The 23,090-nt window shown below is 40.3% G+C and carries 15 protein-coding genes; 14 read left to right on the top strand and 1 reads right to left on the bottom strand.

What is annotated here, in order from left to right:
• Positions 1-2 precede the first annotated feature (2 nt).
• The 5 genes from ACPUEN_RS18715 to ACPUEN_RS18735 all read left to right on the top strand — a co-directional run bounded on the left by ACPUEN_RS18715 (position 3) and on the right by ACPUEN_RS18735 (position 10,269).
• Positions 3-3,707 carry a sensor histidine kinase gene (locus tag ACPUEN_RS18715; protein WP_425637440.1) on the top strand — a complete coding sequence of 1,235 codons (3,705 nt, stop codon included), beginning with the start codon at positions 3-5 and terminating at the stop codon, positions 3,705-3,707.
• 40 nt (positions 3,708-3,747) lie between these two features.
• Positions 3,748-7,218, top strand: coding sequence for a hypothetical protein (locus ACPUEN_RS18720; RefSeq protein ID WP_425637442.1), 3,471 nt, complete (start codon positions 3,748-3,750; stop codon positions 7,216-7,218).
• Positions 7,219-7,281: 63 nt separating this feature from the next.
• Positions 7,282-7,986, top strand: coding sequence for an SDR family oxidoreductase (locus ACPUEN_RS18725; RefSeq protein ID WP_425637443.1), 705 nt, complete (start codon positions 7,282-7,284; stop codon positions 7,984-7,986).
• A 5-nt stretch (positions 7,987-7,991) separates the two neighbouring features.
• Complete coding sequence (ispG, locus tag ACPUEN_RS18730; protein ID WP_425637444.1) at positions 7,992-9,974, top strand: (E)-4-hydroxy-3-methylbut-2-enyl-diphosphate synthase; 1,983 nt, start codon at positions 7,992-7,994, stop codon at positions 9,972-9,974.
• A 100-nt stretch (positions 9,975-10,074) separates the two neighbouring features.
• Positions 10,075-10,269, top strand: a complete 195-nt coding sequence (locus ACPUEN_RS18735; protein ID WP_111611570.1) for a DUF6728 family protein — start codon at positions 10,075-10,077, stop codon at positions 10,267-10,269.
• A gap of 526 nt (positions 10,270-10,795) precedes the next feature.
• Here the strand turns inward: ACPUEN_RS18735 and ACPUEN_RS18740 are convergent.
• Positions 10,796-13,777 carry a glycosyltransferase family 117 protein gene (locus ACPUEN_RS18740; RefSeq protein ID WP_425637445.1) on the bottom strand — a complete coding sequence of 994 codons (2,982 nt, stop codon included), beginning with the start codon at positions 13,775-13,777 and terminating at the stop codon, positions 10,796-10,798.
• 168 nt (positions 13,778-13,945) lie between these two features.
• On the opposite strand from ACPUEN_RS18740, the gene trxA reads away from it, so the two are divergent.
• From trxA to ACPUEN_RS18785, 9 genes are all read left to right on the top strand, one after another.
• A complete protein-coding gene (gene trxA, locus ACPUEN_RS18745; RefSeq protein ID WP_425637446.1) occupies positions 13,946-14,266 on the top strand; it encodes a thioredoxin in 321 nt (106 codons plus the stop codon).
• A gap of 84 nt (positions 14,267-14,350) precedes the next feature.
• On the top strand, positions 14,351-15,772 hold the full coding sequence (locus ACPUEN_RS18750; protein ID WP_425637447.1) for an MBL fold metallo-hydrolase: 1,422 nt from the start codon (positions 14,351-14,353) through the stop codon (positions 15,770-15,772).
• Positions 15,773-15,921: 149 nt separating this feature from the next.
• Positions 15,922-16,503, top strand: coding sequence for a YeeE/YedE family protein (locus tag ACPUEN_RS18755; RefSeq protein ID WP_425637448.1), 582 nt, complete (start codon positions 15,922-15,924; stop codon positions 16,501-16,503).
• A 10-nt stretch (positions 16,504-16,513) separates the two neighbouring features.
• Complete coding sequence (locus tag ACPUEN_RS18760; RefSeq protein WP_425637450.1) at positions 16,514-16,999, top strand: DUF6691 family protein; 486 nt, start codon at positions 16,514-16,516, stop codon at positions 16,997-16,999.
• A gap of 262 nt (positions 17,000-17,261) precedes the next feature.
• Positions 17,262-18,437 (top strand): MFS transporter, encoded by a 1,176-nt coding sequence (locus ACPUEN_RS18765; protein ID WP_425637452.1) that lies wholly within the window; start codon positions 17,262-17,264, stop codon positions 18,435-18,437.
• Complete coding sequence (locus ACPUEN_RS18770; protein ID WP_425637453.1) at positions 18,434-19,150, top strand: acyl-[acyl-carrier-protein] thioesterase; 717 nt, start codon at positions 18,434-18,436, stop codon at positions 19,148-19,150. The genes ACPUEN_RS18765 and ACPUEN_RS18770 overlap by 4 nt, the downstream gene beginning before the upstream one ends.
• Positions 19,151-19,258: 108 nt before the next feature.
• Positions 19,259-20,305 (top strand): c-type cytochrome, encoded by a 1,047-nt coding sequence (locus ACPUEN_RS18775; protein ID WP_425637454.1) that lies wholly within the window; start codon positions 19,259-19,261, stop codon positions 20,303-20,305.
• Complete coding sequence (locus ACPUEN_RS18780; protein WP_425637456.1) at positions 20,302-21,648, top strand: hypothetical protein; 1,347 nt, start codon at positions 20,302-20,304, stop codon at positions 21,646-21,648. Before ACPUEN_RS18775 ends, ACPUEN_RS18780 begins: the two co-directional genes overlap by 4 nt.
• Before the next feature lie 448 nt (positions 21,649-22,096).
• Positions 22,097-23,089 (top strand): fatty acid desaturase family protein, encoded by a 993-nt coding sequence (locus tag ACPUEN_RS18785; RefSeq protein WP_425637457.1) that lies wholly within the window; start codon positions 22,097-22,099, stop codon positions 23,087-23,089.
• Position 23,090 lies beyond the last annotated feature (1 nt).

The following is a 23,090-nucleotide window of genomic DNA, read 5'->3' on the forward strand; positions in this document are numbered from 1 at the left end:
AAATGAAGCATGATTCCCGCCGCCTGATCATCTTGATCAGTATTTTCTCTCTTCTTGCAGTGTTGATATTGAATTTCTTTTTCTTTCAGAAAAGCGATCAGGATACGTATTTGCAAGCTTTACAGGATCGGATTCAGGCTGTTGACAAAGAGTTTGATGAGGATTTCATTCAGATTCTCATGGATGTTAGACCAGATGATACGTTAAGTTTTGGTCAAATCAGTACTCCAGTCCACAAACATCCTTTTTTTATTTTAAGTCCTGAGAAAGATCTCTTGTTTTGGTCAGACTTCACACTAGCGCTGGATTTCTCCCAAGTTGATCTTACCAAAGAATACCAGTTGTTGGAGGACCCTTATGGTACTCTCATGCTAAAGATAAGGAGCGTGAAGAGGAATGGAGCTGATTATGTCATGCTTCATGTGCTCCGCTTGATTTGGCCAGGGAACATTGAAAATAACTATCTGATTACTGGTCCAAACCCAGAGATATTTGGGAATGGTAGATTCGAGCTTTTGGCCAACCCTGAGGAAGGAACTGCAATTGTTAAGAACCCTGCGGGAATACCACTTTTTGGAATCAATTTTCTTTTTGGTTATAGCCCAGCTGGCCGAGTTGTCAATCCTGCCATTCTAATCTTCTTTACCTCAGTATTTCTTCTTTATTTTCTATTAAGCTCTGATTTTGTACTGAGTAAGTGGAAGTCAGGAAGAAGGTGGCAGGCTATAGGCTACGCGATTTTTGTGCTAGGGACATTTAGATTTATGATGTTACTCCTGGATTTCCCAAGTAACTATCTCAATTTGCCCTTATTTGATTCCGCCAATTATGCCTCTTCTTGGTTCAATCCCAGCTTGGGAGATCTGTTGATCAACACGATTTGTGGGGTTTTGATCTTAGCGATGGTGATCTATCAGCTTGCTTCCAGAGTGATGCATGAAAAGATAAAAGTACTAAAGAGCAAGAATGAGTTTTTGGTATTTTTCCTTTTCTCCTTCTTGGTTAGCTCTATAGGTTTGTACATGATTTGGTCACTCCCGCGGGACTTGATGATCAACTCGCAGTGGGCATTAGATATTAGCTCTATTCCCTCATTTGATTGGTTTAAAGGCATAAGTTTCTTTATGCTTTTCCTATGGGGAGCAGTATATGTTTTGCTTTCGCTTACTATGTTTAGTTTGCTTTTGGAGGTCAATAAGCACAAAAAAGTATATTACAAATGGATTGCAATTGTAGGTCTTCCCATCGCTGCAGCTTTATTTTTCTTTAGCCTCTGGGGTGGGACTGTATGGCTTATCCATCTTATTTTCATAGTCATAATCATCCGACTTGAGCTTTTCAAAAATGCCTTTAAACTTGGATTAGACACCTTTCTCACCTTCTTTTTTGCATGTTTAGTGGCGGCAATTATTGGAGGGATAAGTACTTTTCAGACAGAAAAAAGTGAATTGATTCAATCGAAAAATCGCTTTGCAAATCAAAACCTAATTGAGAACGATGTAATGACTGAGTTTTTCTTGGGGGAAATTTTCACGCGGATCAAAAATGATTTGTTCATTCAGAATCGGATAGCAGATCCACTTTTCTCTAAAGACCCAATCGAAACTAAAATCAGGAGAATTTATCTGGATAATTACTTCGATCAGTTTGAAGTTCAAGTCAGGATTTTTTCTTCTTCAGGGCAACAAATCTTAGGTTCTTCCAATTCGGAAAGCCTAAAAGATGTGCAGCTGGAATATATCAAAAGCGACTATGCGACTAGTGTAAAAGATCTATACTTTATCCGCGGCAATGAATCGAACAAAGGGAATCGCTTCATAGCTTTTGTGCCAATGAGCAAAGAAGGATCATCGCTAGGAACAGTTTTTCTTGAGTTGAAACAGTTACGTGTTCAGCCTACCAGTGTCTATCCGAAATTGTTACTGGATAAGAAGTATAACGACAAGCTTGACCCTGTACTTTATGATTATGCCATTTTTAAGGAGGGTGAATTTATACGGAATTCAGGCTCCTTTAATTATCTCAATGTTGGATTCAATCGTGTACTGAGCCGCAATGCATTATTGACTGAAGGAGTCCATCAAAATGGATATCATCATTTCGGGATAAAAAACGGAGATGAGTTGATAATTGTCTCCTCAAAGAATATTTCCGTGGCTCACTTCTTTGGGAATATCTCGCTCTTCTTTGTGCTGTTTGTGATCATGACTTTCTTAGCTATACTGATCAATACACTGGTCACAGGAGTGAAGAACTTCGAATTCAATTACTCCACCAAGCTTCAGCTTTACCTTAATTTCGCCTTCTTTTTCCCAATCCTTATCATTAGCATTATTACGATTGGACTGCTTGCCAATAGCTACCGTGATGACTTGGACCGACAATACATCCAAAAGGCAGCATTGATCAGAGGGAATCTTGGAAGCTTTCTCAATAATCAGAGCCTTGAAAATGTCGATAGCGATCAACTCAATGAGGAAGTAAATGAATTGGCAAATACCATTGCCAGTGATATCCATATTTATAGCACAGAGGGTAAACTGGAATCTACTAATCGCCCTAACATCTTTGATAAGAAAATTTTGTCTCCTTTAATAAATCCTAGAGCAATGGCTGAGATTGAAGAAATGGGGCAGTCTCAGTTTCTGGCTGAGGAGCAAATTGGAAAATTGCGGTACAAATCTGTGTATCTATCGATTCCAGCAACAGCGAGTCAGCAGAATTTAGGGATTTTGGCAGTTCCATTCTTCGAGTCAGAAACAGAATTAAATACCCTGATTGCAGATGTGCTAAGCAATATTTTCAATGCCTTTGTGGTGATTTTTATCTTGTTTTTATTTGTCTCCTACTTTGTTTCTACCAATCTCACATTCCCTTTCAAATTGCTGACACAAAAGCTAAAAGCTACCAATTTGGAAGATAATGAACCAATGTACTGGGGCTCCAAAGATGAGATCGGACTGTTGGTGAATGAGTATAACAACATGCTTTTTAAGTTAGAAAACTCCAAGAAAGTGCTTGCTTCCACGGAGAAGGAATCCGCATGGAGGGAAATGGCTAAGCAAGTGGCCCATGAGATTAAGAATCCGCTCACGCCTATGAAACTGACTTTGCAGCACTTGATCCGTCTGCAGGACGCAGGGAGATTAGATGATGCAGAAAAGCTAAAAAGGTCACTCGAAACGCTGATTCATCAAGTGGATGCGTTAAGTGGGATAGCTTCTTCTTTTTCTACTTTTGCGAAAATGCCTCTTCCGAATAACGAGTTGATGAACTTTAAAGCTGTACTGAATAAAGTCCTGGAGCTTTTCAGTGGTGATCAGCAAGTGGAGTTGGTTTTTCAGGATGATTCTTTTACCAATGAAATTCCGATTTTAGGTGATGATAAGCTATTCGGGAGGGTAATTTCTAATCTGATCATTAACGGCGTTCAGGCAGTTGATCCTGGAGTAAAACCAGTAATTCGGATATGGCTTTGGATGACTGATCAAGCGGTTTTTCTGGAAATCACAGATAATGGAAAAGGAATTTCAAATGAGCTGAAGGATAAGATTTTCATCCCTAATTTCTCGACTAAATCCACTGGCTCAGGCTTAGGCTTAGCTATCGCAAAAAGTGGTGTGGAAACAGCGGGAGGAAAAATCTGGTTTGAAACTGAGGTTGGAAAGGGCACTACATTCTATCTCACCTTTCCATTGATGGGATAATTCATCTTTTTAGTACCTTCCAATCAAAAGGCATTTCGGAGTGAATAATCTTATTGGGCTTCTTATCTGGGTATTATTGCTGGGCTTTGCTATATCTGTAAAAGCTCAGGAAAAATGCCGATGGGTACAGTCTGGAGATTTTATAGTGCCTACTGTTCCAGATTCACTTTCACTGTTAGAAGAAACCATTAGACTAGCAGATAAGGAAGGAAAGACCTATAAGTTCAATTACGATCTCAGTGCAAATAAGCTTCAAGTGCTTTTTGAAAATGACTCAAAGCCCGACTCACTTTTGCTTTGCTATCGGACTTTTTCTATACGTTTTGATCAGCCAGTTGCTCGTCGGACTTTACTGGTCGATTACGATTCCATGGCTCAGTTTAAAGATAATCGAATGGCAGAATTACCTGCATTTGACTTTCGTGAGGAGCTATTTCCCACGACAAATCTTTATAAATCCGGAAGTCTCACGCGGGGTATTTCCTTTGGGAATACCCAAAATGTCTTTGTCAACTCTGCACTTAACCTTCAGCTGGAAGGGGATATTTCTGAGAATTTAAAGATCCGTGCAAGCATCACTGATCAAAATGTGCCTTTCCAACCTGAAGGAAACACACAGCAGATTCAGGACTTTGACAATGTGTTGATCGAGCTATATAACGATGACTTCAATTTGGCTGCCGGGGATGTGGTTTTGCAGCAGCGGGAGTCTGAGTTTTTAAGATATTACAAAAATGTACAAGGGCTCCAATTCACCTCCAAGTACAAAATGAGTGAAAAGTGGTCTGCAAGTTCTCAAGGTTTTGCTTCCATTGCCAAAGGGAAATTTGCTTCAATTCTACTTCCGATTTTGGAAGGAGTACTTGGACCGTATCGGGTTAGCGGACCAAATAACGAGCGATTTGTAATCATTATGGCGAATTCAGAAAAGGTGTTTCTCGACGGTAAACAGCTCAAGCGTGGTTTCAATGAAGACTATGTGATTGATTACAATCAGGCAGAAATCACTTTTACCCCGAAAGTACTCATCACCCAGTATTCCCGTGTTCGGGTAGATTTTGAATATGCCGAGCGGAATTATTCCCGATCTATCATCGGAGCAAATCATACTCAGACCAACGGGAAAGTCGATGTTTATTTGAATTATTATCAGGAAAAGGACAATCGGAATAGGCCACTTTTTACAGAGTTTTCCCAGCAGGAATTAGGCTTATTGGCTTCTGTGGGCGATAGTGCCGAATTGGCAAGAACTCCTCGGATCGATAGTGTCGCTTTTGATCAGAATCGGATTTTATACAAAAAGGTCACAGCGTTTGATAATCTGGGTAATCCAGTTGTGTATTATGAATATTCCAACGAACCTGAGTTGGCGCATTACGAATTAGGTTTTTCACAAGTGGGTGCTGGACTTGGAGATTATCGTCGCTCCAGCCAATTGTCAAATGGAACAGTCTATGAATATGTCCCTCGATTAAATGGACAGCCACAGGGAGATTATTCGATTTTGTCCCAATTACCGCTCCCTGATAGCAAGCGAATGGTGACTGCGGGCAGCAGAATTAAGCTAAATGAACATGAGAATGTTTATACGGAATTGGCGCTTTCTTCGGTAGATAAAAACCTTTTTTCTGAATTAGATGATGAAAATAATCAGGGGCTGGGAGTGAAGGTAGGCTTGCAATCTGAAGGTCGGGAATCCTCACTTTTCAAAGGCTACACAATGAAGGGGCAGACCGAATACGAATACAATTCCACTAATTTCAATTTCATCGATCGATTCAGATACATAGAGTTTGACCGGGATTGGGGACTGAGCCAGCAAACTTTGCAAAATGCAGCATCCGAGCAGTTTTTCCGCGCAGGGATTGGTTTTGAAAAAGATGCGCTAAATCACTTCGATTACCTTTTTTACCTGAGGAACAGGCAAAACGTACTAAATGGAACGCAGCATACTGCAAATTGGAACCTTCAGTTAGGCTCCAAAATTCGGCTTAGGCAAGAGTTCTTTCGCTTAAATTCAACTCAGGATTCATTGAAATCTGACTGGACGAGGTATTTGGGTGATGTGAGTTATAATTCCAAAATTATTGTGCCTGGCTATCAGTTTTCATTGGACCAAAATGCTTTGAGAAGTGCAGAAACGGATTCGGTGGTTAGTACTGCAATGAACTTTAAGCAGCATCTTATTTATTTGCGTAGCAACGATTCGTTGAGTTATGCTTTTTTAGCAGATGCAGCTTGGCGTGAAGATAAAGCCCCAATGGCGGGAGAATTGCTCAATGATACAAGAGCTTTTACGTCCAATTTTACGTTCAGAAAGCAATGGACGCAGCATAGTTTGAGTAGTACTTTCACGTATCGGGAGCTGGAATATTTGCAGCACGATCTGCAGTCTGAACTCAATGTGATGGGCAAGCTTGACTATCAAGGTAGTTTGGGGAAAAATCTCATTAGAAATGAAATCAGCTATGCGATTGGCAATGGACGAGAATTGCAACGGGAGTTTGTGTTTTTGCCAGCACCAAATGGTGATGGAACGCATACTTGGCGTGATGACAATGGTGATGGAGTGCAGCAGCTGAATGAGTTTTATTTAGCAATTAACCCAGAGGAAAATCAGTACATCAAGATCTTTGTGCCTACAGATACTTACATTCAGGCATACACCAGTATTTTGAATTATCGGATTCAGGCTAAATTCCCGGAATCTTGGAAGGAATCAGGTGGGGTGCGAACATTTCTGCACAAGTTCTCCAATACAACAAGCCTGAGCGTGGAAAAAAAAGTGACTTCTGACGACTTTGTAGATCGGATCAATCCTTTTGTTGGCGGAGTGGATCGGGAAGATATTTTATCACTTAGGCAGGTGATCCGGTCTAGTTTTTTCTTCAACCGAGCTTCCGCCAGTTATGGATTTGATTTGTCGTATTTCGATTCCCAGTTTAAGCAATTGCTTTCAGGAGGATTTGAAGATTTAATCCAAAAAGATTGGAAATTGAATACTAGATATAATTTCAATGGACAGACTACTTTGAGGATTTTGGCAGGAACAGGAACTAGGCTTTCCGCTTCTGACTTTTTGGACAATCGAAATTACACCATCTCCCAAAATCAAATAGGACCTGAATTTTCTTGGCAACCTACACCATATTTTAGGACTACTGCGAGTTATTCTTTCACTGGAAAAGTCAATACTGCAAACGTTGAATTCAAGGAAAAAGCCCAATTGCATCAATTAGGGCTAGATCTTCGTTTTGCGCAGGCAGTAAAAACCACACTCACTGGAAATCTCAAGTTGATTCAAATCGATTACAATGGTGTGGCAAACTCTCCTGTGGGCTATGAAATGCTCCAAGCGCTGACGGCAGGAACAAATGTGACTTGGAATTTGAATTGGCTTCAGAAAATAGGGGAAGGGCTACAGCTGAATCTAGTGTATGAAGGTAGGAATTCGCAGGGATTGGATAGAATCGTACATGTAGGGAGAATGCAAGTTTCAGCACTGTTTTGATAAAAAAATGTAACTTTGCTGATGTAAGATAGTTGTCACACTAACTATTAAACTACGAAACAAATGAGCAAAAGCATCCTCGTCACCGGAGGCACCAAAGGAATAGGAAGAGCGATCATCGAGCGCTTTGCAGCAGAAGGTTTTGATATTTTCACCTGTGCGAGAAATGAATCTGACTTAGCTGAGTTAAAAGCTAGTTTGGAAGCAAATTATCCTTCGATTAAAGTGTTGGCGATTCAGGCCGACCTTTCAGAGAAAAAAGAGGTTTCCAAATTTGTGAATGAAATAAAGTCGGAAGCAATACCTGATGTCTTGGTAAATAATACCGGAGTCTTTTTGCCAGGGGCAATTCACAATGAGCCAGAAGGGAATTTTGAATTGATGATGCAAACCAATTTGTATTCTGCTTACTACCTAACCCGTGGTTTTGTCAATGAAATGATCGATAGGAAATCAGGACATATTTTTACCATGGGTTCCGTTGCTGGATTGACTGCCTATCCAAATGGCGGAACCTATGCAGTTTCAAAATGGGCGATGCTTGGAATGACCAAATGCCTTCGCGAAGAATTAAAACCGCATCAGATTAAGGTGACTTCTATTCTGGCCGGTGCAACTTACACTTCGAGTTGGGAAGGTGTTGATTTGCCGATCGAAAGATTTATGAAAGCTGAAGATGTTGCCGAAAGTGTTTGGGCAGCATATAACCTTTCACCGCAGTCTGTTGTTGAAGAACTAGTAATCCGACCTCAATTAGGAGATATATAAACCCCATGGATACAAATATTAAATCTTTAGATCAGCTGTATTGCGATAGCCTGATTAGTTACTCGAGGAGAAAAACTATCCCTGTGAAAATCGGCGACGTAATCATCGGCGGGGATAATCCTATCGTGGTACAATCCATGACTACTGTGGATACCATGGATACCGAAGGCTCGATCGAGCAAAGTATACGGATGATCGAGGCTGGGTGTGAACTGGTGAGAATCACTGCTCCAAGTATCAAGGAAGCGGAAAACTTGAAGCACATTAAGGAAGGGCTTCGCAAAAGAGGTTACAATACACCGCTAGTTGCTGATATCCACTTTACTCCAAATGCAGCAGAAGTGGCTGCTAGGATCGTAGAAAAAGTGCGGGTTAACCCCGGGAATTATGCGGATAAGAAAAAATTTGAAGTTTTAGAATATACCGATGAAACGTATCAGGAAGAGTTGGATCGTATTCGCGAGCGGTTTTTGCCTTTGGTGAAAATCTGTAAGGAACACGGCACAGCCATGAGAATTGGGACCAATCACGGTTCTCTTTCTGACCGAATCATGAGCAGATATGGCGATACTCCGCTGGGAATGGTGGAATCGGCACTGGAGTTTTTGAGGATTTGTGAGGATGAGAATTACTTTGATATCGTGATATCAATGAAGTCTTCCAATACCCAAGTGATGGTTCAGGCATATCGATTGTTGGTCGAGAAATTGGACAAAGGTGGGTTTAAACCATATCCCCTTCACCTTGGAGTGACAGAAGCGGGAGAAGCGGAAGACGGCAGAATCAAATCGGCAGTTGGAATAGGGACTTTGCTTGAAGATGGCTTGGGAGATACAGTCCGTGTTTCCTTGACAGAAGATCCTGAATTTGAAGCGCCGGTTGCTAAGGCATTAATTGATCGCTACGCTCATAGGGCCGGGCATGCTGAAATTAAGCCAATTGAAAATTACCCAGTCAATCCTTACGAGCATTTCAAACGCCACAGTGCTGAAATTTACAACTTTGGAGGACAAAATGTACCTCGAGTAATCACGGATATTTCTAAGGTAGAGAAGATTACTGAGAAGGAAATGAAGTCAGTTGGTCATTTCTATTTACCCGAATTGGATAAGTGGAAAATGAATGATCAGGGTTGTGACTTTGTTTATTCTGGCGCCAATCCAATTCCTTTTATGTTGCCAAATGGTATGAAGGAAATCCAGGATGCTGCGATTTGGACTACTGGTTCTGACCAGCAAAACAAATTCCCTCTTTACGATTTGGTGAGTTTCAATACTGCTGAGAAATTTCATGCTGAATTGAATTTCCTGGAAATCAATGACACCCAAATTGCTGAAGGCATAGCGCTGACTTCGGATAGAAGCGACACCGTTCTGATCTTGAAAACAGAGAATAAACACGCCATGCCTGCTTTGAGACGGGCTCTTGTAAGTTTACTCGAAGCGAAATCCGAGATTCCTGTGATCGTCAAAGTAAGCTATCCAGATCAATCTCAGGATGAAACAATGCTTTATGCAGCTACTGATGTTGGAGGATTGTTGATTGATGGCCTTGGAGATGGAATCTTTATTTCCCTGGAAAAGGAGAAAGAACATTCCCGCGAGGAAGTGTTAGCACAAATCAAATTGCATAATTCTGTAGGTTTTGGAGTGCTTCAAGCTGCCAGAACTCGAATGTCTAAGACAGAATACATTTCCTGTCCATCTTGTGGAAGAACCTTATTTGATTTGCAAGAAACTACTGCGATGATCCGTAAGCGAACCGATCACCTCAAAGGTGTGAAGATCGGGATTATGGGTTGCATCGTGAATGGTCCTGGGGAAATGGCAGATGCCGATTATGGGTATGTAGGATCTGGAAAAGGAAAAATCACTCTTTACAAAGGTAAGGAAGTGATGAAGCGGTCTGTGCCTTCTGAGAAAGCTGTCGATAAATTGATAGAAATTATCAAGGAAGATGGAATGTGGAATGAGCCGGAAGTGATTTAATTTTCGGGAAACCCTTCGAGGTTTTCAAAACCTTGAAGGGTAGTAAAAGTTAAGCCAAACCATTTCCCAACTCTACCTGTTTACAATAAAAACTGAATCCATGTCTGATAACAATAAAGTCAAAGATTTCTTTAAGTTCGGTGATTTTGGAAATTATTTCCTGCGGGTTTTCCAAAAGCCAGATCCAAACCAGAAGTCTAATTATAACCTTCGCATGATGCATGGCATCAATAAGATCTCGATTGTCGTATTTTTGCTGGCGATTATTTTTTGGGTAGTAAAGCGGTTTATTTGAGGGTGTAAACCACAAAGTTCGCTGAGTCCCGGTAGCTATCGGGATTCGCAGAGGACGCAGCTGCTACTTTTTGAGGTTTCTAGATTTTTCTAACTCTAATTGATGCCTGATATTAGGAGATTCAATTCTCGGGTTGCCCATTTTTTCTAGTAAATCCTTATGTCTTAATCTGGTGTACTACGCCATTTTCCTTAATCAATAGATCAAAAAGAATTGAATATTGCTTTATAAATAAAGCAATATTCAATAAATAACGTTTTATCTGGAAAGCAATTTGTCAATAATAAACAACATAGTCACATAGGAATCATAGCTTGGCAAGTCAATTTTGGTACAGATTCCTATGAAATCTATGTGGCTATGTGGTGAAAACCTTTGCGTTCAATTTGGGATGAAAAAATAATTAAGTCTGACTTGGAAAGGCTTCGAATTCGCTCAGCCTAACATAATCTGTGCTTTTCAAGGTTATAAATAAAAAAGGGATTCGAATCATCTTCGAATCCCTTTACTATAGAATTATTTGTTTTTATCTCCTATCCAAAGCGCTACCTCCACCTTGTTGAGGCCCTAGGAATTGTTCCATTCTAAGCTTTAGCTCCTGAGCTTTTTCCTGATAACCTCTTTCTTCCAAAAGTGGAATGAAATAGCGAATCATCTCGATTGATATCATCATTTCTCTGTCATATTCTCTGTTTTCCTCTGTGTAGAACTCGATCATATCCAGGGATTTCTTCGAAACCTCGTTTATTATATCTAGCGCTTTTTCATCTTCACCTACCTCAAAGAAAAGTGGTACGGACTGTCCGCTAGACAGGTCATAAGGAATTGCTTCATTCGGCATTACTTCCAATCCGTAGTTTAGAAGAGTAGCTGCTTTTTCCATATCACCTTCATCTAACAGCGCAATGACAATGCTGTTCAATGCGCTTCTATGATTCGAAGCAAATCTTCTGTATTCCTCGTCCAGGTAAGCATCAGGATTGTTCATGCCCCGGAAAGAAAACTTGGTCATGTAGTTTTCATAAGCCAAATCAGCATTTACCAACTCTTCGCGAATGTATTCAGGCTTTCTCACAGGAAGTAAGCGATAAGTCAACCCTTCCATCACGACGTGATCTTGTACGTTGATTCCAATAGTAGCAAGGGAAGTATTGTTAAAGTAGATCGGTCTTTCCCAATTATTGGATACAATCAGATCAATTAGCATCAAAGTGCCTTTGGTGACATAGTTTCCAGTGATTTGAAGATTCATTTGCGGCGCAAAAAGCGGCGCAAATTCCTCAGGGATGATGTCCTTATTAGCGACTGATGCGCTATCTACTTCCATAATCAAGTTTCTGGAAGGAACCATGTTTGCAACAGATTTGCCGCCAGTTTCCATCTTCAAAAGATCAGATCCTGAATTCAAAAGCTTCAGATATTCCTTTGCAGAGATCGCATTTAGATTCTCTCTTTCCATCACGTAAAGCACATCATTCGTACCTTTTTGATATCGGTTAGGATCTAGACTGAATGGCAAAGCTTCAGACTCATTCACAGGTCTTGTCATTTGCTCCACATACCAATCCGTATCGAAATAACTCAAGACAATAACTCTCACGTCGGTGCGGAATCCTTCTACTTCCTGCACATACCAAAGCGGGAATGTGTCGTTATCTCCACCTGTGAAAAGAATCGCATTTGGCGCACAGGATGCGAGGAAGTTTCTAGCAGAGTCAACAGAGAAATACCTATCTCTTCTATTGTGATCATTCCAGTTTTGAGCTCCCATTAGGCCAGCAACAGGAAGGGTAAGCAAAGTCGCTATGATTCCTGCTGTTGCTAGGTTTTTGGTAGCACGACCAATCATATGTGCTATGGCCATGGTGCCAAGTCCTATCCAAATTGCGAATGCATAGAAGCTACCAACGTAGATGTAATCCCGCTCTCTAGGCTCCACTGGTGGGGAGTTCAGGTAAAGAACCAATACCACACCCATCATTAGGAAAAGCATCAGGTTAACATAGAAGGATTTCGGATCAACTTTAGCTTGAAAAAACAAGCCAATTATTCCCAGCAAAAGTGGAAGCATCAGGTAATTATTGTGCCCTTTGTTATCGGTGATATAATCGGGATAATCTTTGAAAGCATCCGTAATTCCTATCCATGGCGCATCGCCAAAGTCTGATTCTCTTCCTGAGAAATTCCACATAAAATATCGCCAGTACATATGCCCTAGCTGATGAGAGAACATGAAATAAATGTTGTCTCCGAAAGAAGGCTCTTGACCTTCTCGTAATCCAAGTTTTTGGCGGTAAAGTCTTTTGTGGCTTTCCTGAGTAGAATAAATTCGAGGCAGAATAGTTGTCTTCGTAGGGTCGTAAGTATTGACCAAGGAATAATCTACAATCTCGTATTTATCCTTGCCCTTCATGTAAACAGGAGCACCTTCTTCTTGAGCTACTAATTGCGCGGTGAAATACTGCCCATGCAGCAAAGGTCTGTAGCCATACTGCTCACGTTTCAAATAAGAAACGTAGCTAATGATATCTTTTGGGGCATTTTCGTTGATAATAGGGTCTTGATTGGCACGTACTACGATTAGCGCATAACTCGCATAGCCAATCAAAATGAAAATGAAGGATAGAAGAGCTGTGTTTAGGATCGCATTCCCTTTCTTCCGAGAATATCTGTAGGCATAAAATACAGCAACAAAAAACAGAATCATAAATACAACGATTCCTGACCCAAAAGGCAATCCAATGCTGTTTACAAAGAAAATTTCCATGGAACCAGCCAAACTTGGAAGGCCTGGGATAATGAGATTGTTAATGATAATTAGGGCAACACCACCGAGGAACATTGCGAAAAGGCCTCCTTTTAAAGTCGGGTTTTCGTACTTTTTGAAATAGTAGATGAGAGCCAGAGCTGGCAAAGTCACCAAGTTCAGTAAGTGAACACCAATAGAAAGACCAACCAAATAGGCGATGAAAATCATCCATTTGTTCTCCTCACGAGGGTCTTTGATCACGTCCCACTTCAGGAATGCCCAAATCACTATGGCTGTAAAAAAGGATGACATGGCATATACCTCGGACTCAACCGCAGAAAACCAGAAGCTGTCTGAGAAAGTATAAACCAATGCCCCTACTATTCCAGCACCCATCAAAGTGATTGTTTCGCCTTTGCTTTCCTGACCTTCAACTACTTTGAAAAGTCTTTTTCCAAATAAAGTGATAGACCAAAAAAGGAACAAGATGGAGAAACTTGAGAACAGTGCACTTCCTATATTCATCCAATAAGCTACCTGTAAAGGATCTCCGAAGGCAAAGAAGCTGAACATTCTATAAACTAGTAGGAAAAATGGAGCTCCTGGAGGGTGTGGAACTTGCAACTTGTAGGCTACCGCTATGAACTCTCCTGGATCCCAGAAACTTGCAGTTTGTTCGACAGTAAGCACGTAAACTAAAGTAGCTACCGCAAAAACGACCCAACCGGTCAGATTGTTGATTTGCTTGTAATTGAGCATTTAATAAGTAGAATTTGACTGGCGAAAATAAAAAAAATAAATGCCAATTAAGGTGAATTAAGGTATTTTAAAACAGGAACGGCTTTACCATTTCATGCCTATGTGATATTAATTACCGTTCTGAACTGATTTTGCTTCTACTTTTGTTGTGTCAAATAAATAGAAACCATGAGTACACAAGCCAAAACATTTCAAGAACTGATAGACGGAGACCAAGCAGTATTGGTGGATTTCTTTGCCACTTGGTGTGGTCCGTGTAAAATGATGCAGCCTATTTTAGAGGATGCGGCCAAGCAATTAGGCAGTAAAGTGAAGATTCTAAAAGTAGATGTAGATAAGAATCAATTAGCAGCTAGCAAATTTCAAGTTCGCGGTGTGCCTACTTTGATTCTCTTCCAAAAAGGAAAAATTCTTTGGAGAGAGTCTGGTGTTGTTCCTACACATCAGCTTATCAATACTTTAAATAGTAACATTAAAGAGACTGTTTGATTACTGTGTGACAAAAGTCATTCTCCTCATAGGGGCAAAGGGCTACTTTTGTTTATCAATTAGAAAAATTATAAAAGAAGATATATGAAAATCGAACAAATATATACTGGATGTCTTGCTCAAGGTGCGTACTACATTGAGTCAGATGGTGAAGCGGCGGTAATTGACCCGCTTAGAGAAGTTCAGCCTTACATAGAGAAAGCTGAGCGAAGAAATGCTAAGATCAAATATGTGTTTGAAACACACTTCCACGCTGATTTCGTGTCAGGTCACCAAGATCTTTCGGCAAAAACAGGCGCTCCCATAGTATATGGACCTACGACTATGAAAATGGGCTTTGATGCAATTGTTGCTGAAGATGGTCAGGAGTTCAAAATCGGGAAGGCTAAGATAAAGGTGCTTCACACTCCTGGGCATACCATGGAGAGTTCTTGTTACTTGTTATTCAACGAAGAAGGAAATCCTGAGGCAATATTTACTGGAGATACTTTATTTATAGGAGATGTGGGAAGACCTGACTTAGCGCAGAAAGTAGTAGCAGATTTGACTCAGGACATCTTAGCTGGGCATATGTACGATTCCCTTCGAAATAAGATAATGCCACTTCCAGATGACTTAATCGTCTATCCAGCGCATGGTGCAGGATCTGCCTGTGGTAAAAATATGAGCAAGGAAACGTCAGATACCTTAGGTAATCAGAAGAAAACCAATTATGCACTTCAGGATATGACCAAAGAGGAATTTATCAAGGAATTGATAACTGGATTGACTCCGCCTCCTGCATACTTCCCGCAGAACGTAATGATGAACATCGAAGGTTATGACAGCATTGATGCAGTTTTAGAAAGAGGAGTAAGGCCTTTGACTCCTTCAGAATTTGAAGCTGCCGCAAATGAGACCGGAGCATTGATTCTGGATACTAGAGCTCCTCAGGTTTTTGCAAAAGGATTTGTTCCAAACTCAGTTAATATTGGAATTGACGGAAGTTTTGCGGTTTGGGTTGGTGCAATGATACCGGACTTGAAGCAAGAAATCTTAGTAGTTGCGGATGAAGGAAGAGAAGAAGAGGTAATCACCCGATTGGCTAGAGTAGGATACGATTATGCGATCGGATATTTGAATGGTGGAATTGAAGCTTGGAAAAAAGCAGGTCAAGAAATCGATCAAATAGAGTCGATAAGCGCTGAAGAGCTCGCGCAAAGACAGGTAGAAAATGCTGAAATCAATATTCTAGATGTGAGAAAGAATAGCGAATTTCTTTCCGAGCACGTGGAGAATGCAGAAAATGCACCACTCGATTATATCAACGAGAGTATGCAGAAAATCGATAAAAACAAAACCTACTTCGTGCACTGTGCAGGTGGGTATAGATCAATGGTCTTCAACTCTATTCTGAGAGCTAGAGGTTATGATAATCTCATCGATGTCAAAGGTGGGTTCAAGGATATCAAAGATTCTGAGAAGTTCAAGGTAACCGATTATGTTTGCCCAACTACGTTATTGTAGTAGGAAGACGTAAGACATTAGATTCTAGAGCCCTGAATCAAGAGTCAAGAATATGTACTCTCAACCGTGGTCTGTGTCCTCACAGACCACTTGGTTCAACATTCAAGCTTTAAAATAGCTTTAAATTATATCACCCAATTAATATTCAAATGAATCAAATTATTGACTGGATTAGCCAACCGTGGCCTTGGTATGTGGCAGGTCCTATGATTGGACTTACTGTCCCGGCTCTACTCATTTTGGGAAATAAGAGCTTTGGAATCTCTTCATCACTTCGTCATGCCTGTGCGATTTGCATTCCGGCAGGCATTCCATTTTTCAATTACAACTGGAGAAAGGAAATGTGGAATCTGGTATTTGTCCTAGGGGTTTTGATTGGAGGCTTTGTAGCTACCACTTTCATTTCTAATCCTGATGAAATCGTCATAGCTTCCAAAACGCAGGCTGATCTGGCCTACTTGGGAATCACTGATTTCTCTGGCTTGATGCCATCTGATATTTTCTCTTGGGAAAACCTATTTACAGCAAAAGGATTGGTTTTTTTCGTTTTAGGTGGATTTCTGGTTGGTTTTGGAACTCGCTATGCTGGAGGCTGTACCTCTGGTCATGCAATCATGGGGATCAGTTCTCTCCAATGGCCATCTTTAGTAGCGACCATTTTCTTTATGTTGGGAGGTTTTTTGATGACTCTGGTATTTTTAGGCCCTTTAATGAAATTGGTAGGATTTTAATTTATTGAAAATGAAAGTTATTGAAAAAAATATACAAGAAGCAGTTTGTGATGCTCCTAATTCACAGCCGACAGAGGAAAAAGGTTTGGCTTTACTGAAATATTTGATTCTCGGGATTTTGTTCGGAATCGTGTTTGTGAAAGCAGAGATTATCTCATGGTTTAGAATACAGGAAATGTTTCGGTTAGATTCATTTCACATGTACGGAGTGATTGGATCAGCGATAGTGACAGGAATTATTTCCATCCAATTGATCAAGCGATTAAAAATCAAATCTATTGCTGGAGAGGAGATCAAGATCCCTAAGAAAGAATTCCGAAAAGGTCAGATTTACGGTGGGTTTATATTCGGATTAGGATGGGCGATTACTGGAGCTTGCCCAGGTCCACTATTTGCACAAATAGGGAGTGGGTTTACAGTAATTATTATAACCTTACTTTCCGCCATCGCAGGCACTTGGGTATATGGGAAATTCTCCGATAAGCTTCCCAATTAATTAGCAGATGATTCAAATAATGCGATTAACAGACCACTTTCTGAATAGAGAGTGGTTTTTTTAGTCAAAAACTTTTTTGATAATAAAGCGCACAATAAAAATTGCGGTAACGATTACGGCTCCTGCTATGACCAATTCCATGGGTTTGCTAATAAGATGAATGAGGTTATGATAACTGGTTTGTCAATGCAATGTTCGTGATTGACCATGAATTTGCAGTAATGTTCTGTACTTTTGTGAGCCTCTTAAACCCAACTATTTGATGAACACACTCTCCAAAAGACGAGTTGCCCTAGGGGCATTTTTCTTTTTCGTAGGTCTTTGCTTTGCTTCATGGGCAGCTAGAATTCCAGATATTCAATCCAAGTTTGATCTTTCAGAAGGGCAGCTTGGGACGTTGTTACTCTTTTTGCCACTTGGTTCTGTTATTGGTTTGCCTATCGCCGGCTGGGCTGTACATCAGTTTGGGAGCCGTACTGTGGTTATGTTTGGGGCTTTTGCATACGCGATGACATTACCTTTGATTGGCTTGGCGCCGACTACATGGTTGTTGATTCCAGTGTTGATTCTATATGGAATGCTGGGTAATGTGATGAATATCTCTTTGAATACCCAGGCATTGGGATTGGAGGATGAAATGGGTAAAAGTATTCTAGCCTCCTTCCATGGTCTATGGAGTTTGGCAGGTTTTTCTGGTGCTGGCTTAGGTGCCTTGATGATATTTTTAGGATTGTCACCTGCGCAGCATTATGGGGTGGTGATGGTGATTTCTATTACCATTATTCTTTCTGCTCAGCGTTATATCATTAAAGACAAAAAAGTCTCAGAAAGTGGAGGCGGTTTGGTGTTGAAAAAGCCAGATGCACTGTTGATGCGAATAAGCTTGATTGCTTTTCTGGGAATGATGGCCGAGGGCTGTATGTTTGATTGGTCCGGGGTGTATTTTAAAAAAGTAATTCAATCAGATCCTTCATTAATAGCTTTAGGATATGTTGCTTTCATGGGGACTATGGCAGCAGGAAGGTTTGTAACTGATAAAGTTGCCGCCAGATATACCAAAGTGGAGGTGATTCAAGTTAGTGGTGTATTGATATTTATAGGATTAAGTTTAGCTGTAATTTTCCCTACTGTACTAATGGCAACGATCGGATTTTTACTGGTTGGACTTGGAGTAGCGTCTATCATTCCGCTATCATATAGTATTGCTGGCAGATCTAAGCTCTATACTCCTAGCGTTGCTTTGGCTTTGGTATCCACTATTTCATTTTTTGGGTTTTTGCTTGGTCCTCCAATGATTGGATTTATTGCTGAACTATTTAATTTGAAAGTCTCTTTTGGATTAATAGCTTTAGCAGGATTGGGAATTACTGTACTTTCAAGTATCAGAAAAGCAGTCTTTCTTATTCCAATCAAATCCTCACCAAATCGAGCTAAATGAATTTAAAGCTTTCTTTTCAGTTTCAAAAAGATTTTGAGGTTCGATCTTATCAGGTAGATCCAGAAGGGAAATTGAGCTTGACGGCATTATCTAATTTATTTCAGGAAATAGCCTGGAGGCATGCTGATTCAGCTGATTTTGGAAGGAACTTGCAAGACCAGAATCTCTCATGGATTCTTTCACGAATAGAAATCAAATGTGAGAATTTGCCTTCTTGGGGAGATTCGATTAAGGTCTATACCGCAGGAAGAGGCGTAGATAAGCTTTTTGCTTTTCGGGAATTTCTAATTACCAATCCTTCCGGAGATATCCTTGCCCATGCAATGAGTTCTTGGGTTCTGATGAATGTGGTGACAAAACGGATTTTCAGGCCAGAAAATGCATTGCCTGCAGAGCTTTTTGACCCAAAAGAAAAGCCAGCTTGGCAACCTGAAAAAATCAAATTAAAGGGAGTATTACTAAAATCTGAGAAGTTGAAGGTTAGGCACTCCGATCTTGATCTGAACAATCACGTGAATAATACGAGCTATGTGCAATGGGTCGAGAATGTCCTTAGGGAAAATGGTTGTCATACGCTGCCTTTTTTAATCAACTATCTAGCAGAATGTGTGTTGGGAGACGAGTTGGATATTCATTTATATAAACAGCAGAATCATTACCTGGTACTTGGGACTATTGGTGATAAGCAAGTGTTTTTGGCTGAAGCCAAATGAGAATACTGAATTTGACAAAGAATTATTGTTTTTTGAATAGCCAACGTGATCTTCGTCACATGCTTCGTGGATGATTAACTTCATTTTTGTAGCTTGATCACACAAAATATGAATCAGACGTCCAAACCTTTACTAAAACTTTTTCCTCTAATCGCTGGGCTACTCGGGACTGTGGTGCTTCTTATAGGGCTAGTTGTAGGAATATTGTATTTTGATCATGTTGGTTTGCAACCCACTCAGGTGCAATTGTCCGAGGCTTTACCTGCTACAGCAGAACCCAAGTCTAATGCATTGATGGATCCAGTTGGGATGTGGGCAGCGCCAGATTGGGGTACGGTAGATACCGAACCGAATGCGGACGATATTAAGTATGGTAGAGAATTGATAGCAAATACATCTGAATATCTTGGGCCCAATGGAAAAGTGCGAAAGATTTCGAACGGATTAAATTGTCAGAATTGCCATTTGCAAGCTGGTACAGTCCCATTGGGAAATAATTATTCAGCTGCAAAAAGTACCTATCCAAAAGTGAGAGGCAGATCAGGGAAATCTGAAGATATCCAGTTGAGAATTAACGGCTGTTTTCAGCGAAGCTTGAATGGGGAGGTTTTGGCAAACGATAGTAAGGAAATGATAGCTATGGTAGCTTATATGGATTGGCTAGGGAAAGATGTGCCAAAAGGAGAGAAGCCAAAAGGTGCTGGAATATATGAAGTTCCTTTGCTCCAACGAGCTGCGGACCCAATTAAAGGAAAAACTATTTACGAAAGACAATGCGTGACCTGTCACATGATCGATGGTCAAGGAGTAATGAAGCCTGATAGTAGCGGCTATATTTATCCACCTCTTTGGGGAGAGTATAGTTACAATCAAGGTGCAGGGTTATTTCGTATGTCCAGATTTGCTGGTTATGTGAAAGCAAATATGCCTTTTGGCGTAACCTATGAGAACCCAATACTCTCAGATGAGGAAGCATGGGATGTGGCTGCTTATGTGAATAGTTTAGATAGGCCAAAACGAGATTTCCCGAATGATTGGCCTGATATTTCTAAGAAACCTTTAGATCACCCTTTTGGTCCATATGCTGATGGATTTTCAGAAGAGCAACACAAGTTTGGTCCATTTCAGGCAATAAAAGCAGCAGCGAAAAAATGAGAAAATTCCTTTTAGGGTTTCTCTACTTTATCCCTTTTCTAACTTTAGCACAGCAGTCTGAGAGAAAGCTGGCTGTGAATCCAGAGGTTCATTTTAGAATGTTCTGGATGAATACTTCCTATCCTGGCGAGTTCAAAGATGACTATGCTCTAGGTTCAAGTTTGAATCTTGGGGGAAAGCTCAACTTTGCTAATCACTGGGAGTTTCGTGTTGGCTATAGAGTCTTTGCAAATCTATGGAGTAGCAACCTTGCAGCCTCCGATCCAGTCAGCGGTGGTGGGAATCGATATGAAGTTGGCTTATTTGATTTGCTAAATCCGAAAGATCGTTTTTTTGGTAAACTAGAGAAGTTTTCTTTAGGCTACTCAAATGCTAACTGGGGAATTACTGTAGGCCGAATGGCAATCGAAACAGATTGGATCAACGGGCAAGACGGCAGGCTATCTCCCACCGGGATTGAAGGAGCGAATGCCTGGTTTTCCACAAAAGATCAATTGAAATTTTCTGCTTGGGGAATCAGTAGGATGAGTGTGCGTGGAACAAGTGAGTGGCTTTCTGTAGGAGAAAGTATTGGAGTATTTCCGGTAGGTAGAAATCCAACTGGAAAAGTTTCACAATATGTTGGAAAAACCTCCAGTGATTGGCTTGCTATAGCTGAAGTGGCCAAAGAATGGGAATCATTTAGCATGAATGTGTCCAATACCTTGGCTCAAAATATTTCTAACACCATTTGGGCTCAAGGAGAAAAAAGATGGGAAAATGAGCAGGATGGAATTACTTGGCTTTGGGGAGTTCAGGCAGGGTTTCAGTTTGGTTTGGGAGATGGGGGGAATGAAAATCCTATTTTCCAATACAAGGATCCAGAAGACAGAAATTGGGCGATTTCTACTCGGCTTGCCCTTAAAAATTCTACTTGGAATCTGAATTTGAATTATACCAACACAGGAGGTAAAGGGATTTGGCATAGTCCAAGAGAGTGGGGGAAAGATGCTTGGTACACCTTTATTCCTCGAGAAAGGAATGAAGGTTTTAGCTCCTTAGATGCACTTACGACATTTGCCGAGTATACTTTTCCTAGTACAACTTTAAGAGCATTTGCTCATTTGGGATTCCATTGGCTACCTCCATTAAATGCTCCTGCTGAAAATAAATACAACATGCCATCCTATCGGCAACTTAATGTTGGGGTTAAATATTCTCCTAAAGCTATTTCAAGCCTAGATTTTCAATTGCTAGTAATGAATAAAGAAGCACTAAAAAATCAAGAGCTTACAGCTAGACAGATATATAATAAAGTTCAGTTGATCCATATAAATGGTATAATTAACTGGAGATGGAAATAATCAGAACGGTCTATTTGCATTTTTAGTGACATATTTGTTACTTAATGCCAAATTGTTGAGGATAGAGTTGTACGTTATTAGGATATGCGAATTCTTCTACTCACCTTTGTACGCATAAAGGCGCTGTCTACGGATATCCTTTTTACTTGAAATAAAGTATGCGTTGATAATCAACCTGCTTAAGTAGCAAATTCAGGAGTTTCCCCTCGCAAGGTTTTAATTCTTCATCTTTCTACTTTTTTAATTCCAAAATGATTGATTTCATTTTTCGAATTAAAACTTGCAGAGTAAATCCCACGGGAAACAATAGTATTTATAATTTAATTTCAGTGCCATTAAGACAGTAAGGTTCTCAGAATCAGAATTATCTGAATTCTCCCAAACACTAAGAAAGCGAGTTTATGGACATTTCACGTCCACGAACAAGTCGAAATACGGAAACTCGGAGATGGTTATTAAGTCCATCATCTTGCTTTCCCTGTATGTCGTGCCGATTTCTCTTGTGATCACCGGCGTAGCTACCACTACATTCCAATTATTTGCTTGTTATTTATGTTCTGCTATTGGTATGGCTGGCGTAGGTATGGGTGTTATGCATGATGCTATTCACGGTTCCTACTCTAAAAATAAGAAAACTAACACTTGGATCGGCTATACACTTGATATGGTAGGCGCGAGTTCTATGGTTTGGCATTTGCAACACAATGTACTTCATCATAGCTTTACCAATATTGATGAGCATGATGACGATATCAATGCGCCATTCTTTTTGAGGTTTTCGCCAAATGCAGAAAAAAATAACCTGCACAAATACCAACATTTGTACGCATGGTTCTTTTACTCACTTTCTACGATTTCGTGGGTAACGGCAAAAGACTTCATCAGATTCACCAGATATTATAACAAAGGACTGGTGAAGGGCGGAGAGAAAGCTTACAGAAAAGGAATACTAAAATTGGTTTTCTTAAAACTAGCTTACTTCTTCGTAGTCATAGGTTTGCCTATCATTTTCACATCATTCTCCGTTGGATTAATTATTCTAGCATTCATTATGATGCATTTTGTGACAGGCTTTGTGATTACTATGGTATTCCAAATTGCACATATTGTGGAGGTTGTGGATTTTCCGAAGGCTGATACTGATGGTGTAGTAGAAGGAGAGAGAATTCTGCATCAATTGGCTACCACCTGCAATTTTGCACCCAAATCAAAAATCTTGTTTTGGTTTGTTGGTGGTCTCAATTTTCAAGTTGAACATCATTTGTTTCCAGATATTTGCCATGTGCACTATAAGGAAATAGCACCAATTGTAAAGGCTACGGCGGAAGAATTCAATGTGCCTTATTATTCAAAACCTCATTTTTTGATGGCTGTATTGGACCATTTTAAAATGCTCTACGTATTGGGGAATTCTCCCAAAATGGAGCCGGTAAAAGCCTAAT

This window comes from Algoriphagus yeomjeoni (genome assembly GCF_049821175.1).
Classification (GTDB): domain Bacteria; phylum Bacteroidota; class Bacteroidia; order Cytophagales; family Cyclobacteriaceae; genus Algoriphagus; species Algoriphagus yeomjeoni_A.